A 17,924-nucleotide genomic window follows, 5' to 3' on the forward strand; every position below is an offset into this window, starting at 1 on the left:
ATAGGTGAGGTAAGATGGCATTCTTAAAAAGAATTGAAGCATATGGTTTTAAGTCATTTGCAGAGCCTTTAACAATAGAATTTGATACTAATATTGTAGGTATTGTTGGTCCTAATGGTTCTGGAAAGTCTAATATTAATGATGCTATTCGTTGAGTTTTAGGTGAACAATCAGTTAAATCATTACGTGGTGAAAATAGTGAAGATATAATTTTTAATGGTGCTAAAGGTAAACAGCCATTAAATAGTGCTCAAGTTACTTTAGTTTTTGATAATACTAATAAAATATTTAAAGTTGATTTTAATGAAGTACAAATTACTAGAAAAACTTTTCGTAATAGTTCAGAAAATGAATATTACATTAATAAAGCTCGTGTTCGTTTAAAAGATGTACAAGAAATTATTATGGGTACAGGTTTAGCTAAAGGTTCACTTGCAATTATTAGTCAAGGTAATGTTTCAAAATTTGCTGATTCTAAACCAGAAGAAAGAAGAACTTTATTTGAAGAGGCTGCGGGTGTTTCAAAATACAAAAAGAGGAAAGAAGAGTCATTACGTAAATTAGAGCGTACTAATGAAAATTTAGTTCGAGTTAATGATATTATTAGTGAAATAAGTAGAAAAATTGAACCATTAGCAAAACAAGCACAGAAAGCTAAAACTTATGTTGAATTACGTGATAATTTAAAAAAATATGAAATTACTATTATTGTTAAAGATTTGGAGACATATCATAATCAATTAAAACTTACAACAGTCAGTATAAATTATAATGAAATTTTACAACAACAACTTAATTTAAATATTAGTAAGAATGAACAACAATTAAAATTTTTAAAAAACAAAAGTTATGATTTAGATAAAAACATTAATAGTTTAGAAATGAATTTATCTAATGTTAATAGTTTATTGCAAGTTTTAGAACAACAAAAATCATTAATGAAAACAAAACAAAGTGAAATAAAAGATCAAACAGAAGTTGAAAAATTAAAAAATGAAATTGAAGCTTTGCTTACTATTATTGAACAAAAAACTTTTTTACAAAAAAAAGAACAAGAAAATTTTGATAAAATTAATAATTTATTTGAAGAACTAAATGTTCAACATCAAGATTTAATTTTAGGACAAAATAATATTCATCGTGGTTTAGGCGAAAAAAAAGCACAATTAGAATCGGTAATTAATTATCAACAACGACAAAATCAAAAATATTTGGGTGTTCAAACAATTTTAAATAATAAAGATAAACTATATGGCATCATTGGAGTAGTGAGTGATTTAATTTCGGTGCCCGATCTTTATAGTGAAGCGATTGTTAAAGTATTGGGTAATACTTTAAAAAACATTGTTACGGCGACTAACAAAGATGCAACCAAGGCTGTTGAATTTTTAAAACAAAATAAAGCGGGAATTGCCACTTTTTTACCTTTAAATTCAATTCAAGTTCGAACAGCGACTAAAGAAGATGAAATTATTGTTAATAGCAAATCGGGTTATTTAAGTTTTGCTCATCATTTAGTTATAGCAGTTGATAATAGAATTCAGCCGATTATTAATTTTCTTTTAGGTCGTACTATTATTTGTGAAGACTTAGAAAGCGCAAGAGTTATTTCACAATTAATTGCTGCTAAATATCAATGTGTAACTTTAGATGGTCAATTAATTAAAGCTGGAGGTGCTATTGTTGGAGGTTATCAACATCAAAATAGTATTAATGTTTTTAAAGAAAAGTTAATAGTTTCTGAATTAAAAGAAGAAATTAAATCATTAGAACAACAATTAGTTAATATAAATGTCCAAAGAACAAGTATTGAAAGCGAATTAAATGATTATCAAGGTCAAAAGTTGACAATTACTTTAACAATAAATAAATTGATTAGTGAAATTAGTGATATCACTAATCAATCACAATTATTAACTACTCAATATCAAACATTGACTGGTAAAAAATTAGATATTGATACTACAAATCAATTAAATGATATTTTTATTCAATATGAAAATTCTAAATATGATCAAGCGACAATAAAAAGTCAATTACAATTAATTCGTAAACAGAAACATCAATTATTAGAACAAATGCAAACTTTAGAAAATGAATTATATAGTTTAAATCAAGAACATTTTATGACTAGTGATAAATTAAATAATCAAAAACTTGAGCAAGTAAAAATGGAGTCAAAAGTAGAACAACATTTAAGACGTTTAGTTGAAACTTATAATTTAACTTATGAATATGCTAGAGAACATTATAGTGAACCATTAGCAGATGAACAACAAGCACGTAATTTGGTACAACAATTACGTAGTGAGATTGAAGATTTAGGATTTGTAAATATTAATGCTATTGAAGAATTTGAAAATGAAAATGAACGTTATTTACGTTTAAAAACTAAACATGATGAATTGCAATTAGCATCACAATCGTTGTTAACAGCTATTGATGAAATGGATAATGTTATGGTAACGCAATTTGATGAAACAATAAAAGATATTAATATGGTATTGCCCGAAACATTTCAAACTTTATTTGGTGGAGGAACTTGTAGTTTACGATATACATCACCTGATGATATTTTAAATACAGGTGTGGAAGTGCTTGCTAATCCTCCTGGTAAAAGAATTAGTAATTTAAACTTATTATCAGGTGGTGAAAAATCATTAGTTGCATTAGCAGTATTATTTGCTATTTTAAAAGTCAAGCCATTGCCATTGACAATATTAGATGAGGTTGAAGCGCCATTGGATCCAGCTAATTTAGAACGTTTTGCTAGATATGTTCGTAGTTTTTCACAATATACGCAATTTATTATTGTTACTCATCGTCCAGGCACAATGGAAAATTGTGATGTATTATATGGGACAACTATGCAAAATCAAGGAATTACGAAAATGGTAGCCATTAAATTAGCAGATGCTAAAAAAATTATTGAAAGCGATAAATCAGTGAAAAATGTTAATTATGTTGTTTAATTAAAAAGGTAGTAATAACTACTTTTTTATGTTAAATTTAAATTAATTTATAATAGAAAGATGCAAAATTAAATGGCAGATTCAAAAGATTGTTTAGACAAAAATGTAGAAGAAAACATTAAGTTTATTAGTTCAAAAATAATTGAAAAGAAAACAATATTATTTTTAGGGAGGCTTTTTAATAATCTGTGTATCTTTGTTTTACAAAGTTACTAATTTAGATTAATTCTGTCTTCAAATTTTATCATAAAATGAGCAATTGCTGTATTTCAATTTTGAATAGGCAATGTTCATTTTTTTGTTATATTTTCAATTGCCAAGTAAAATATTTTGAAAACTGCCATATCATTAGGAAAAACTTTTTTATTTCTGATGATTTTTCGTAATTGACTATTAACAGATTCAATAGCATTTGTAGTATAAATCACTCTTTTGATTTCTACTGGATAACTAATAAAAACCATTAAATTATCTCAATTTTTATATCGGAAATGTTTAGTAATCTGTGTAACTTACAAAAATAACTATGTTTAATTAATTCTAGTAAATATAATTAAATGACTAGAAAGAGTGAGTTACAGATGGCTAAAAAAGATAACTTTAATAATAATGATCCAATATCAAAAGCAGTAGATTTATTACTAGAAAATACTGAAGATTTAACAACAGTTTTTAAATCTGGCGGTTTATATAAAGAATTAACAAAAAGATTAGTTGAAAAAATGTTGAATTCTGAAATGCAAAATTATTTAGGATATGAAAAAAATCAACATAGTACTACTGAAAATGCTAGTAATGGTACAAGTTCAAAAAAATTAATAACTCAACAAGGTAAAATTGAAATTGATGTACCAAGAGATCGCAATAGTAATTTTACTCCTGTAATAGTTCCTAAAAGGCAAAGAAGATTTGATGGTTTTGATCAACAAGTTCTTTCCTTGTATGCAAAAGGAATGACATTATCTGACATTAGAATGCAGTTGCAAGAGTTATATCATGGTGCTGATATTAGTGAAAGTGTTATTAGTCAAATTACTGATGATGTTATTGATGATGTTAAAGCATGACAAAATCGACCATTAGAAAGTATTTATCCTATTGTTTATTTTGATTGTATAGTAGTTAAAGTACGACAAGATAAACGGATTATTAACAAATCAGTTTATATAGCATTAGGAGTTGATTTAGAAGGCAAAAAAGATGTTTTAGGATTATGAATTAGTGAAAATGAAGGTTCTAAGTTTTGATTATCTAATTTCACAGAAATGAAAAATCGTGGCTTAAATGATATTCTTATTGCTTGTAGTGATAATTTAACAGGCATGTCAGAAGCAATACAATCAGTTTATCCTAAAACAGAACATCAATTATGCATTGTTCATCAAATTAGAAATAGTTTAAAATATGTTTCATACAAACATCGAAAAGGTCTAGTTGCAGATTTAAAACCAATTTATAGTGCATGTAGTGAAGAACAAGCAATGCAAGCTTTAGAATCGTTTGAAAGTAAATGAAATAAACAATATCCTCAAATTACTAAATCTTGATATAAAAATTGAGATAATTTAATGGTTTTTATTAGTTATCCAGTAGAAATCAAAAGAGTGATTTATACTACAAATGCTATTGAATCTGTTAATAGTCAATTACGAAAAATCATCAGAAATAAAAAAGTTTTTCCTAATGATATGGCAGTTTTCAAAATATTTTACTTGGCAATTGAAAATATAACAAAAAAATGAACATTGCCTATTCAAAATTGAAATACAGCAATTGCTCATTTTATGATAAAATTTGAAGACAGAATTAATCTAAATTAGTAACTTTGTAAAACAAAGATACACAGATTATTAAAAAGCCTCATTCTATTATTAAAGTTTCTATTAACAAGATTGGTTATTTGACTATCATTGACTTTATTATGATAATTTTTGAATGATAATTTAGTGTATTTTGATATTAAATTATGCTTATTCATAATTTCTTTAATTTTTCTGCGTGATAAATAAATTTCTTGGTTTGCTAGTATGACTTTTAATCTTCTAGTACCATAAACTTCTTTATTTTCTTTAAAAGCAATAATAACAGTTTGTTCATAAATATTATTTTGAATTTTATTTTTTTTCTTTAAATTAAAATAATATGTTGATTTAGAGAGTTTTAAAAAATGACACATTGTGCGAATTTTATATTTAGATTTATTATTTGCAATAATCTCTACTTTCTGCCTATTATTAGTGCTGCTTGCTTTAAAATATCAATTTCCATTCGTAACTGTTTTAATTCTTTATTTGCTTGAATTAATTGTTTTTCTAAATCTGAAAGATTATCTTTAGTTTTAAAACTACCTGAATTAGTAAATTGCTTAATTCAATTGTAAGTAGCTGCTCTTGTAACATTGTATTCTTTAACAAGGCAAGATACTGATTTGCCACTTTGATATAAAGCTACTATTTGTTTTTTAAATTCATCTGAATATGAGTTAATAGTGACCATAATTATAATTCCTTTCTTTTAACTAATTTGTTCACTTGTCTATGTAATTAGTGTCCAATAAAGTGTAACCCATCCATATTTTGAAGAGATATTTTTTTCAAAAATAAAAATAGATAATATTGATAATTATTTTAATGATTTAGTTATAAAATCGTTAAATATTGAAAGTCCGTCAATTGGTACAGGAGTTACATATATGTATCGATTTAATACTAAAATTACTTGCACTTTTAATTTATTAATTCATTATATAGTTAATTCACAAAATGAAAATAATCTTTTTGAGTTAATAAAAAGCAAAATAGATAGTATTGTATTTGAAAAAAATATATTAGTAAATATTTTATATAATTTATTTGATTTGTATCATTGGATAAACTTTGAAGATAAAAGTAAAAAAAGAATTACTAATTTTTTAAAATATATTCAAAATGAAATCAAAGTTAATAAAATAACAAATTCTTCATTAAAACCAACAATATTTTTTTCTGATGAAGAAATTAAAATAATGAAAAATAAAGATGCTGTCGATTATTATTTAAAAATTGGTGAAAGTAGAATATATTATAAAAGATTATATTGAGTAATACAGTGGCATTTAAGACAATACAATGATAATTTAAAAGTAGATAGTCAAGATATAACCCTAATTGCATCAGATAAATCGGCTATTGGTAATTTAATAACACGTTATAGAAAAGATTTAAAGAAATTTTAAAAACAGACCTATTTCACGGGTCTGTTTTTAATAAATTTAAGTATTATTATTTTTTATTGTGATGAAACATTAACGATTCATGTTGGTGTTAAACCAATCATATCAATAACAACTCCATTACCATTATCATAGTCAGTAATTTGTCATATGTATCATTGTGCAATTAATATTGCTGCAACTGCACCAATTATTGGAGCTAATGCTGGTAAGGCAACACCTAGGACAGCAGAAACTGCTCCTATTCCCGAACCAATCGCATTATTTAATTTATGTAATGTATCATGATTTAATCCAATAACATGGTAATAAAAATAATATTGATAATAGTTTCCGCCACCCACATATGTTGCTACGTTATTTTTTGTTAGATATTTTCAAACGTTATTTTCAGCAGTAATATTAGATAAATCAACATTACTTACTTTTTTTATATCTTGGTTTAAAATAGTATTAACAGCTTCTGTTTTTTGATTAGTCTTTAAGTTACTACTTAAATTTCCTACAGTTGTACCAAGTGTTAAAACACTTAGGGCAGTAATTAAATTTTTCATTTTAAACACCTTCTTTATATATGTGATAAATTAAAAGGATATTTTGGATTAATAATAGTTTCTATAAATTTTAGGAATGATAATATTAATCCAAAACTAGGAAATATTTTCTATCCATCTTAATTTTAACACTTTAAGTATTAATATACAAGGCAAGCAAAATTAGTAATATATTAATTAATATATTGTTATAATATTATTTTTAAATTTTGGTAATTTATTAGGATTAGTAATTTTTGAATAATTTGCAAAGTTACTATGTTCTCTTACTTTTTTTACATTTCATGTTGAAAGGTCTTGATCGAATAATTTAGCACCATAAAACATAAAATTCATATATACTGCATTAGAAGTATTTCAGTTTGAAAGGTTTTGATTGAATGAGGTTGCACCATAAAACATAAGACTAAAACGGTTTATATTAGATACATTTCATGTTGAAAGGTCTTGATTGAATGAAGTTGCATTTGCAAACATAACAAAAGTACTTTTTACATTAGAAACATTTCAATTAGTAATATTGCTATTAAATGAAGTGGCTCCATTAAATGTAAAATTCATATTTGTTATATTGGAAGTATCTCATGTTGAAAGGTCTTGATTGAATAAGGTTGTACCTGTAAACATATTTTTTAAAGATGTTATTTCTGGTGGCAATTTGTCAGGTACTTTTTCAATTGTTCTTGGCATTCTAACAGCTTGAATTTCTCCTAATATATTTTTAAAAAATCCAATTTGAATAATTTCTTTACTATTTATCTTTGATAAGTCTCTTTCACTAGTTGTTATTTGTTTGCCATCTTTGTCAATATAAATTGTATCTTGTTGAGTTTTACTTTGAATATAGTTAGTTGTAATATTATTTTTTTGTATAGTTGAGTTTAAGAAACCCGTTAAATTTCCTGTGGTTGTTGCAAGTGTTAAAATACTTAATGTTTTTATTAATGTTTTCATTATGAAAACCCCCTTTTTGTTTTTCCAATAACTTCTTAAATTTAAGAAGTTAACTACATTTTAGTGTTTTTAAAAATAAATGCAATTAACTATTTTTGTATATTTGTATTAATAACAAATTATGAAATACTGCAATAATTATTATCTTTGTTTGTTAATGTTTGTTTATTTTGTGTATCATTAGAATTTATTTTATTAACATCTAATTTGTCAGGTACTTTTTCTTTTTTAATATTTTTATTTTTTTCTCTTTCTTTTAACAAATCTTGTGTGTAATATATATTAACTATTTCAGTTATTGATGGCATAATTTTAATTCCCCTTTATTTTAAAATTAAAAATTCAATTACTTTAAAACTAAAGTTAATTATAAACTTATATTATGTAAGTTTATATTTAAATTATATATTTTAAATATATAATTTAAATATATTTTTGTACAAAATTAAAATTTAAATCTAAGTTATTAAACTTATTTCATTAGTTGTTATAATTGAAATATATTTAATATAATTTAAGGGGTATTTATTATGGATTTTTATATTATACTTTGAATATTTTTAATATCATTAACTATTAATTTTATTTTCTTTATGATAGCTTTTATTTTTAAAACTGCTATTTTAACTGAAATTATTTATTGTTTAAGTTTTATTTGTTTAAGTGTGATCATTGTTGCTTGAAAGCAAAATTTTAGTCCTGTCCAAATTTCGTTGTTTGTTCTTTATAATATTTGAGTTCTAAGATTAAGTAGTTTTTTATTATTAAAAATTATTAAACATAAGGTTGAATATCGGTTTGATAAAATTATTATTAATTTTTGAAAATTTAGTATTTTTTCAATTTTACAAGGAATTTCAGTTTTTATGATTAGTATTCCTACGGTTTTTGCATTAAGTCTTGATATTGTTTATTTTAATAGTACATTTAATAATTACTTACTTATTTTTATTATGCTTGCTATTTTATTTTTAGTTATTGAGACAATTGCAGATTGACAAAAGTTTAGATTTTCCTTAAAGAAAAAACATGATTTATTTTTTATTAATTATGGTTTATGAAAAGATTGTCGTCACCCTAATTATTTAGCAGAAATTGGGTTTTGATATATGATGACAGCATTGTTTATTTGTGATTTATTATTTAAAAATATTAATAGTGATATAAATTATTTATATCATTTATTATGATTATTAAGTCCGTTGTATTTTAATGTTGTAGTAATTAATATTACCGACATACCAATATGAGAAGTAAAACAATGACAAAGGTTCCACTCTAATGAAGATTATTACAAATATTTAAATGAAACTAGTTGTGTAATGTGTTATATTGGTAAAAAAGGTCCAATTAATAAAGTGAAAAAATTAATATATAAAAAATAAGAACATATGTTCTTATTTTTTATATATTAATTTATTAAATTCTTTTTATTGCACTATTAACAAAATCTTCATTTGGATCAAATTTAGTTTCGTTATTAATATTTCATAATTTTTCTTGCTCTGTTTTAGTAACTTTATTAGGCATTTGTATATCAAGAATAACATGTAAATCACCACGTTTACTACTATTAGGGTAATAGAATCCTTGATTTTTTAAAGTAATTTTGTCACCGTATTGTAGTCCTAATGTTAATTTATGTTTAATTATTCCTTCAAAGGTAGGAATCATAATAATATTTCCCAAAATAATATCTAAGTAAGATACTGGTAATTTAATATACATATCACTACCTTGACGATCTAAGAAAGCGTGTCGCTTAATATTAATACCAACAAATAAATCGCCTTGAGTGCCACCATTATGACCAATTTTACCTTTACCTTTAATTCTAATTTGTTGACCATCAAAAATACTGCGAGGAATATCAAATTCTAATTTTTGATTTTCAATATAATAGCGATGTCCTTTGCATTTTAAACATTTTTGACGAATAATTTTACCAAGTCCTTGACATTGGTTGCAAACACCTTGATGTCTAAACATACCTAATGGTGATTGTTGAACATATTCAAGAATTCCTTTACCTTTACATTTATCACATGTACTAATATCATTAGGAGTTCTAGCACCAGTTTCTTTACAATCCTTACAAGCAACATCAATGTTAATACTAATGGTCATTTTTTTGCCAAAGAATACATCACGATAACTAATTTCAACTTTTGTTAGGATATTATCACCTGGTGTTTTACCATTATAGCGTTGTTGTTGTCTTCTATTACCACCAAATAAGTCACCAAATAAGTCACCAAATGCTGAACTAAAGTCACCGAAACCACCGAAACCAGAAGAACTGCCAACTCCAGGCATATCATGACCAAATTGATCATATTTTGCTCTTTCATTAGTATCAGATAAAACTTGATAAGCTTCACTTATTTCTTTAAATCGAGCTTCATCACCACCACTTGGTGAATCAGGATGATATTTTTTTGCAAGCGTACGAAACGCTTTCTTAATTTCATCTGGAGTAGCATTACGTGAAACTCCTAGAATTTCATAATAATCACGTTTTTTACTTGCCATTTTGTCCACCTCTAATTATTTTATTTAGTTGTTGCGTCAACATCAATAACATCATCACTTTTATTATCATCTTTTTTAATATGATCTGTTGGTTCTTGTTTTTGTTGGTTCATAAATTGTTGTGCAGCAGCAAACGCTTGTTTTAATTGTTCTAGTTTTTCTTTTAAATCATCATATTTTTTTTCATCTAGTGATTTTTGTAAGTCATCACGTAGTTTTTTCATTTCAGCAATTTGTGGATTTTCTGCTTCACCTTCTTTTGCTGATTTAGTAACTTCAGCAGTCATTTTATCAATATCATAAATATAGGCTTGTGCTTGATTAGATAATTCAATTTCTTCTTTATGTTTTTCATCGTTTTCACGATTCTTTTCAGCATCTTGTACCATTTTTTCAATTTCGTCTTTACTTAAAGTACCACTATTGCTGATAGTAATTTTTTGTTCTTTATTAGTTTTTAGATCTTTAGCACTAACAGATACAATACCATTAACATCTATATCAAAAGTAACTTCAATTTGTGGAACACCTCTTGGTGCTGGTTCGATGCCACTTAATTGGAAACGACCTAGTGAATGATTATCTTTAGCTAGTGGACGTTCTCCTTGTAAAACACTAATATCAACAGCGGGTTGATTGTCTTCAGCAGTTGAAAATACTTGTGACTTTTTAGTAGGAACAGTAGTATTACGAGAAATTAATGGTGTCATTACTCCTCCTAAAGTTTCAATACCTAATGATAAAGGAGTTACATCTAATAGTAAAACGTCAGTAACATCACCCGATAATACTCCTCCTTGAATAGCAGCACCTAAAGCTACTACTTCATCAGGGTTAACACCACGATGTGGTTCTTTACCAATTTCGTTTTTAATAACTTCTTGCACAGCTGGGATTCTTGTTGAACCACCAACTAAAATAACTTCATCAATTTCATTTTTGCTTAATTTAGCTTCTTTTAAGGCATCACGAACAGGAGCAATAGTTCTTTCAACTAGTGATTTTGTTAGTTCATTAAATTTGGCACGTGTTAATTTTTCATTTAAATGTAATGGACCTGAGGCATTCATTGAAATAAACGGTAATGAAATATCAGCTTGTACTACTCCTGATAAGTCTTTTTTCGCTTTTTCAGCAGCATCTTTTAAACGTTGCATTGCCATTTTATCTTTTGATAAGTCAACACCATTACTTTTTTTGAATTCACTAACTAAATGTTGAACAATTAAGTCATCAAAGTCATCACCACCAAGTTTGTTATCACCACTAGTTGATAATACTTCAAATGTTCCACCCGCTAATTCTAGAACTGAAACGTCAAATGTTCCACCACCTAAGTCAAATACTAAAATTTTGTGATCTTTATCTTGTTTATCTAAACCATAAGCAATGGCAGCAGCAGTTGGTTCGTTAATAATTCTTTCTACTTTTAATCCCGCAATAATTCCTGCATTTTTAGTAGCTTCACGTTGTTCATTGTTAAAGTAAGCAGGAACAGTAATAACTGCTTTTGATATTTTTTTACCTAGTTTTGATTCAGCAAAGGTTTTAATAGTGCGTAAAATTTCTGCAGACACTTCTTCTGGTTTACGTTTTTTAGTAGCGGCTTTAACTGTTTCTTTAGTTCCCATAATTCTTTTAATTGAACTAACAGTATTATCTGGATCAGTAATAGCTTGACGTTTAGCAACTTCACCAACCATAATTTGACCATCTTTGTAAGCAACAACTGATGGTGTTGTTCTTCCACCTTCGGCATTTTCAATAACTTTTGGCTTATCACCTTCCATTACGGCAACACATGAATTAGTTGTTCCTAGATCGATTCCTAAAATGATTTCTTTATTTGTTGTTTTATTTGTAGACATAATATTTTCACTCCTTAATTTTTCTTTGTTTCTGTTTTTTCTTCTTTAGTTTGAAAAACTTTAACTTTAGTAGTGCTAATGACACGATTATGCAATTCATAACCATTAGCTATAACTTCAACAATAGTATTATTTTTTACATTTTGATAAGCATTGTTTTTATTATCATTAATAATTTCTACTGCCTCATGTTGGTGAGAATTAAATTGATCTCCAACTTTAGCAGTAATTTCTTTTAAACCTTCTTTACCAAGTGCTTTAATTAATTCTTCATAGATAAATTTAAAACCAACTAGGAAATTTTGAACTGCTGCATTATCATTTTTAAAGTTTAGTGCTCGTTGGAAATTTAATAAAGTATGAACTAAATCTTTAATAATTTTTTGGTTAGCATATTTAATGTGTTCTTTATTTTGAATTTCTAATTCTTTAATGGTATTTAATCTAGTAGCTAGCATTAATTGCTTTTGCTGTGAATTAATTTTATTAAGTTCTGTTGTTAATTCTTTAATTTTTGTTTCTAATTCGATTTCTTTATTTAATGATATTTTTTCTTCTTCGACACTTACTGGTGTTTCAGTAACAGGAGTTGAAATAGTTGTATCTTTAGTTTCTGTTGCTGATACGTTATCAATGTTATCTTTTTTAGCTTTTGTCATTTTATCATCTCATTTCTATTTAAAGTTTTTAATCAATGTTTGATTAATCCAATTTAGAATTTCGGTTAGTTTTTCATATTCTAAACGTTTTGGTCCAACAATTGCAATTTGTCCTTGTTCACCATCATGAATTTTAAAAGTAGTAGTAATCATTGCCATATCGTTATTTTCATTGCCCAGTTCTTCACCAATTTTAATTTGTAGTTGATTATTATTTAATTCATCAAAATACATTCATGGTGATTGTGATTCAATGAATTTAATAATTGTTTTAACCTTATTAATATCATTAAATTCAGGATTTTCTAACATATATTGAACACCATGTGTTGTTGATAGTGGTCGTGAGAAATTAATTAAAGTGTTAACAAATCCTTGAATAATATATTCTGATTTTTGTACTTGTTGTTCAAGAATTGGTTTTAATAAATTTACTTTCTCACTAATTTCACTAATTTTAGTACCAATTAATCTGGTGTTAAAAATATCAATAGCAATTGATAAATCGGCTAATGATGTTTCTTGAATATTAAACATTTTGTTTTGAACATGACCATTACTAGTAATACAAATTGTTAAAGCATTATCATTACTAATCGGTATTAATTCAATTTTCTTTAAAGTATCTTCATTAAGATTAGGACCAGTAACAATACTAATCAAATTAGTCATTTCACTTAAAATACTACTAGTTTTATTTAATACTTCGGTAATTACTAAGTTACGGTTATTAAATACTTCTGCTATTTTTTTCTTCAAGATTTCTAGTTCTTGGTGTTCACCCATATTCATTAAATTATCAACATAATAGCGATAACCTTTTGTTGAAGGAATACGACCACTAGAACTATGTGCTTTTTCTAATAATCCTAATGTTTCTAATTCAACACATTCATTACGAATAGTAGCACTAGAAAAATTAATATTGTTATTATTTTCTAAAATAGTTTTGCTACCAATTGGTAATCCTGTTTTAATATATTTTTCAACAATGATTTTTAAAATTTGTGATTGTCTGTTACTTAACATTGTTCACCACCTTTTTTAGCATTCATTAACATTGAATGCCAATACTTATATAATTATAACTGAGAGTGTAATAATATCAAGACTTAATTGAATTTTATTTTTTTACTGAGAATAAACATATTATCTTTATTGATAGTAATTACCATTCGTTTGTGGGGTATTAGTTCTTCTTTAATAATAGCTTGTGCGATAATAGTTTCAATATAGTGTTGAATATAGCGTTTAATCGGTCGTGCGCCATATTCTTCATCATAAGCATCTTTTAGTATTTTATTAACTACTTCTGATTCATAAGATAATTGTAAATTTTTTTCTTGTCTTAATCGTAATAATAAAGTATCTAATTCTTTAATAATAATTTCTGTTATTACTTTTTTACTTAATGGATTGAAAATAATAATTTCATCAATTCGATTAATAAATTCTGGTCGAAATGATTTTTTTAAGATATTTAATGCTTGTTCTTTACTGTTATCTTTACCACTTAATAGTTCTTGTGAACCAAGATTTGAAGTCATAATAATTATTGTGTTTTTAAAGTCAATTAAGAGACCGTGACTGTCTGTAATTCTACCTTCATCAAGAATTTGTAATAAAATATTTAATACTTCAGGATGGGCTTTTTCGATTTCATCAAAAAGAATGATACTGTAAGGATTTCTTCTTACTTTTTCGGTTAATTGTCCACCATTTTCATAACCAACATAGCCAGGAGGTGAACCTAGTAATTTGCTAACTGCGTGTTTTTCCATAAATTCTGACATATCAATACGAACCATATTTTTTTCGCTATCAAATAAAATATCAGCTAAGGTTCTGGCAACTTCAGTTTTTCCAACACCTGTTGGACCCAAGAAAATAAATGAACCAATTGGACGATTGGGATCTTTAATACCAGCACGAGCTCTAATTAAAGCATCGCTTACCAACTGTAGGGCATTACTTTGACCTTTAATTCTTGTATTTAAAGTTAAGGGTAATTTTAATAATTTTTCTTTTTCGGTTGCTAATAAACGAGTAACAGGAATGCCGGTTCATTTTGCAACAACTTTTGCAATATCTTCACTAGTAACATCTTCGCGTAGTAAAGGATTATCTTTTTTTATATTTTCACTATCTTTAAGTTCTTTTTCTAAGTTGGGAATAATACTATATTGTAGTTCACCAGCTTTTGTAAAATTACCTGATAATTGATACAATTCTAGTTCTGATTTAGCATTTTCTAATTTATTTTTTAAACTAGTAATATGGTCTAATGCTGACTTTTCTTTGATTCATTTATCTTCTAATTGTTGTAAAGTATTTTTTTTAGTTTTTAATTGTTTATCGACTTCAATTAGTCTTGTTTGCGAGTTTTCATCTTTTTCTTTGCTTAAGGCTGCTTGTTCAATTTTTAATTGTAAGACTTTTCTTCTTATATCATCTAAATCACTAGGAACCGAAGCAATTTCAGTTTTAATACTAGCACAAGCTTCATCAATTAAGTCAATTGCTTTATCAGGTAAGTAACGATCATTAATATATTTATTAGATAGATAAACAGCTTCTCGTAATGCACTATCATGAATTTTTACACCATGATAAGCTTCAAAACGTTCTTTTAAACCACGTAAGATAGCAGTTGTATCTTCTGTTGTTGGTTCTTTAATAATCATCTTACGAAATCTTCGTTCAAGGGCTGCATCTTTTTCAATGTATTGACGATATTCGTCAAGCGTTGTGGCACCAATACAACGTAGCTCACCACGCGCTAACATTGGTTTTAGTAAATTAGAAGCATCCATTGAACCTTGTGTTCTACCAGCACCAACAATTAAATGTAGTTCATCAATAAATAAAATAATTTTTCCATTAGAATTTTTAATTTGGTTAATAACCGCTTTTAATCGTTCTTCAAACTCACCTTGGAATTTAGCGCCAGCAATTAGTGCTCCCATATCTAGTTCATAAATAATTTTATCTTTTAAGTTACTAGGAACATCACCACGAACAATACGTTGGGCTAAACCTTCAATAATAGCAGTTTTACCAATACCAGGTAAACCGATTAAGACGGGGTTGTTTTTAGTTTTTCGTGAGAGTATTTCTTCTACTTTACGAATATCTTCATCACGTCCAATAATAGGATCCATTTTTCCTGTTTTAGCTTGTACAATTAGATTACGAGCGAATTTATCAAGAATTTTAGGATCATTACTATAGTTAGGGATTTCATTTAATTGCATAATGTCACTCCTCTTTTTAGCACTATAATTACTTGATTGCTAATCATATTAATATACTAACAAATAAAATTAGCAGTTTCAAGTAGTAACTGCTAATTTTATATTTAATTGACTTAGGGATAAGTATTTTCAATTAAAGAAACTTAATATAATATTAATATTTGTGATAGATCTTGTAGGTATTTTAGATCTTAAATATATATTTCTCGTGTAAATAATATATATCATATTTTTAAAAGAATTGATATACTAATTACATAATTGCTAGATAAAAATAAATAATAGTAATTTAATAACTTTTAAATATTAAATTTATAAGGAAATATTATGAAACAATTTAAACAAAAATTAATTTTATTACTTAGTGCTAGCAGTTTATTAGTAACCTCAGTATTAAGTATTAGTTTTAATAATAAAAATCATCAAACTAGTAATAGTAAAGTTAGCGGCTTTCATATTACTGTTAAGTCATCAAATCGTAACTTAGTTAATAGTATTAAATCTTGAAATAATGATTCACAATATTTATATAATAATGTTAAAAATACACCATTAAATGTTAATTTTGATAGTTATGATCAAATTATTAATAATGATTGAACACATAGTAATATTGAAACCAATGATATTATTAATGATCAAGGTTATAGTCAATTAAAAAATATTATTAATGATAATAGTAGTTATTTTAAAAATGCAGAAGGTTTTCTTACTGCAGGTGTTTTTGGTCATACTTTCAATGAAAAAAGTAATAATTTAATTTTACAATATCATCAAACAATTAAAGAAAGTATTGATGCAGGACTTTTTGCAACAATATATGAAGCAAGTGACATTAATACTTTAATGGAAGTTCCATATAATTTACAACCAACTACTAATTTTCAAAAATCTAATTTTGAAACGCGTGCTAAAATATTTCCAATTGGACCATTTGCAAATACTAAGGATAGTTTTAGTAATGAAATGTTTGTTTTTTATGTGCATCCTCCTTTTAAAAAATTAGGATTAGAAATTTCTATTAATAATGAAAACAGAGAAATAAAAAAAATTGTTAAAACTAATAGTAATAAAACTTTTGACTATGCTATTTTAAACCAAGATTATAGTAAAAATAAGCCTACTATATATAATGTTAAATGAAATGATAGTGATGGTAGTACTGTTTTAAGACAAGAAACACTTACTATTAATAGTTCTATGCCAGACATTCAAGTTATTAATGAAAAAGAAGATAAATCTTCATTAATTCATCAATATTTTATTAATGATGAAAAAAATAGTAATTTACAAATGATTGCTTTTAGTCAAATTAAATCAGAAGCTGTTATTACTGCTAATGTTAGTGAAGATAAATGAACATATCAGCGTGTTGATGATAATCTTGTTCCGCAAGAAGAAAAGGTAACACCTATTTCAAATCAACCATTAAAAACATATCAATCTGAAGATCATACTATTTATTTATTACAAAGAATAGTAAATGATAAAGTTGATAATTCTTCAAGACAATATTTAAATATTTATAATATTAATCCTTTATCAACTAAGTTTTCTGGTTTTACTAATTTTGCTAATAGTCAATCTGGTATTGAATTTAATCAGTATTTACAAGAAACTACTAATATAGATTGTGCAATTGATGTACTAAATCCAGGTCAATTACATTATTGATTATTATTTTATGAGCACGATTTAATTACTCATTTATATGCTAATGTTAAACATGATGAAAAAAATAAAAATAACCCTTTTGCTTTAGCAGAAATAAAACCAAAGACAACAACTTTAATTAATAATTGAAATATTATAATTATTGGTAGTACTTTTTTATTAGTTATTATTGCTATTCCAGTAGTTATAGCAATATTAAGAAGAATAAAAATTAAAAAGTAAGTGGTTAATTGAAGTAAGCCTAGT

Annotated in this window: 16 protein-coding genes and 1 pseudogene; 6 read left to right on the forward strand and 11 right to left on the reverse strand. The window is 25.8% G+C overall.

Annotation, left to right across the window (positions count from 1 at the left end):
• Positions 1-14 precede the first annotated feature (14 nt).
• Complete coding sequence (locus tag AACK94_RS02705) at positions 15-2,972, forward strand: AAA family ATPase (protein ID WP_338976109.1); 2,958 nt, start codon at positions 15-17, stop codon at positions 2,970-2,972.
• A gap of 72 nt (positions 2,973-3,044) precedes the next feature.
• Entirely contained in the window at positions 3,045-3,188 is a 144-nt protein-coding gene (locus AACK94_RS02710) for a hypothetical protein (RefSeq protein ID WP_338976110.1), read from the forward strand.
• On the opposite strand, the pseudogene AACK94_RS02715 reads toward AACK94_RS02710, so the two are convergent.
• Positions 3,185-3,478, reverse strand: a pseudogene (locus AACK94_RS02715) (transposase); the annotation flags it as partial. The gene AACK94_RS02710 and the pseudogene AACK94_RS02715 overlap by 4 nt on opposite strands.
• 75 nt (positions 3,479-3,553) lie before the next feature.
• On the opposite strand from AACK94_RS02715, the gene AACK94_RS02720 reads away from it, so the two are divergent.
• Positions 3,554-4,792, forward strand: coding sequence for an IS256 family transposase (locus tag AACK94_RS02720; protein ID WP_338976320.1), 1,239 nt, complete (start codon positions 3,554-3,556; stop codon positions 4,790-4,792).
• Here the strand turns inward: AACK94_RS02720 and AACK94_RS02725 are convergent.
• Positions 4,789-5,148 carry an IS3 family transposase gene (locus AACK94_RS02725; protein WP_338976111.1) on the reverse strand — a complete coding sequence of 120 codons (360 nt, stop codon included), beginning with the start codon at positions 5,146-5,148 and terminating at the stop codon, positions 4,789-4,791. The genes AACK94_RS02720 and AACK94_RS02725 overlap by 4 nt on opposite strands.
• A 41-nt stretch (positions 5,149-5,189) precedes the next feature.
• Entirely contained in the window at positions 5,190-5,468 is a 279-nt protein-coding gene (locus AACK94_RS02730) for a transposase (RefSeq protein WP_338975565.1), read from the reverse strand.
• Positions 5,469-5,664: 196 nt separating this feature from the next.
• Between AACK94_RS02730 and AACK94_RS02735 the strand changes: the two genes are divergently transcribed.
• Positions 5,665-6,186, forward strand: coding sequence for a hypothetical protein (locus AACK94_RS02735; protein WP_338976112.1), 522 nt, complete (start codon positions 5,665-5,667; stop codon positions 6,184-6,186).
• Between the two features lie 53 nt (positions 6,187-6,239).
• On the opposite strand, the gene AACK94_RS02740 is transcribed toward AACK94_RS02735, so the two are convergent.
• From AACK94_RS02740 to AACK94_RS02750, 3 genes are all read right to left on the reverse strand, one after another.
• Positions 6,240-6,737: a hypothetical protein gene (locus AACK94_RS02740; RefSeq protein ID WP_338976113.1), complete on the reverse strand. Its 498-nt coding sequence runs from the start codon at positions 6,735-6,737 to the stop codon at positions 6,240-6,242.
• 177 nt (positions 6,738-6,914) lie between these two features.
• Positions 6,915-7,691, reverse strand: coding sequence for a BspA family leucine-rich repeat surface protein (locus tag AACK94_RS02745; protein WP_338976114.1), 777 nt, complete (start codon positions 7,689-7,691; stop codon positions 6,915-6,917).
• A 119-nt stretch (positions 7,692-7,810) separates the two neighbouring features.
• Positions 7,811-7,999: a hypothetical protein gene (locus AACK94_RS02750; protein WP_338962322.1), complete on the reverse strand. Its 189-nt coding sequence runs from the start codon at positions 7,997-7,999 to the stop codon at positions 7,811-7,813.
• Between the two features lie 222 nt (positions 8,000-8,221).
• On the opposite strand from AACK94_RS02750, the gene AACK94_RS02755 reads away from it, so the two are divergent.
• Positions 8,222-9,076, forward strand: coding sequence for a DUF1295 domain-containing protein (locus AACK94_RS02755; protein ID WP_338976115.1), 855 nt, complete (start codon positions 8,222-8,224; stop codon positions 9,074-9,076).
• Positions 9,077-9,110: 34 nt separating this feature from the next.
• Here the strand turns inward: AACK94_RS02755 and AACK94_RS02760 are convergent, their stop codons facing one another.
• The 5 genes from AACK94_RS02760 to AACK94_RS02780 all read right to left on the reverse strand — a co-directional run bounded on the left by AACK94_RS02760 (position 9,111) and on the right by AACK94_RS02780 (position 16,004).
• Positions 9,111-10,223: a DnaJ C-terminal domain-containing protein gene (locus AACK94_RS02760; RefSeq protein ID WP_338976116.1), complete on the reverse strand. Its 1,113-nt coding sequence runs from the start codon at positions 10,221-10,223 to the stop codon at positions 9,111-9,113.
• A 20-nt stretch (positions 10,224-10,243) separates the two neighbouring features.
• Positions 10,244-12,091: a molecular chaperone DnaK gene (dnaK, locus tag AACK94_RS02765; protein ID WP_338976117.1), complete on the reverse strand. Its 1,848-nt coding sequence runs from the start codon at positions 12,089-12,091 to the stop codon at positions 10,244-10,246.
• Between the two features lie 14 nt (positions 12,092-12,105).
• Positions 12,106-12,750: a nucleotide exchange factor GrpE gene (locus AACK94_RS02770; protein ID WP_338976118.1), complete on the reverse strand. Its 645-nt coding sequence runs from the start codon at positions 12,748-12,750 to the stop codon at positions 12,106-12,108.
• Between the two features lie 15 nt (positions 12,751-12,765).
• The gene (gene hrcA / locus AACK94_RS02775) at positions 12,766-13,779 is read right to left on the reverse strand and encodes a heat-inducible transcriptional repressor HrcA (protein ID WP_338976119.1); all 1,014 of its coding nucleotides are present in this window, start codon (positions 13,777-13,779) and stop codon (positions 12,766-12,768) included.
• An 83-nt stretch (positions 13,780-13,862) separates the two neighbouring features.
• On the reverse strand, positions 13,863-16,004 hold the full coding sequence (locus AACK94_RS02780; RefSeq protein ID WP_281748895.1) for an ATP-dependent Clp protease ATP-binding subunit: 2,142 nt from the start codon (positions 16,002-16,004) through the stop codon (positions 13,863-13,865).
• Positions 16,005-16,331: 327 nt separating this feature from the next.
• Between AACK94_RS02780 and AACK94_RS02785 the strand changes: the two genes are divergently transcribed.
• Positions 16,332-17,900, forward strand: coding sequence for a hypothetical protein (locus AACK94_RS02785; RefSeq protein ID WP_338976120.1), 1,569 nt, complete (start codon positions 16,332-16,334; stop codon positions 17,898-17,900).
• Positions 17,901-17,924 lie beyond the last annotated feature (24 nt).

The organism is Spiroplasma endosymbiont of Monopis laevigella (assembly GCF_964019975.1).
GTDB lineage: Bacteria > Bacillota_I > Bacilli_A > Mycoplasmatales > VBWQ01 > Spiroplasma_E > Spiroplasma_E ixodetis_A.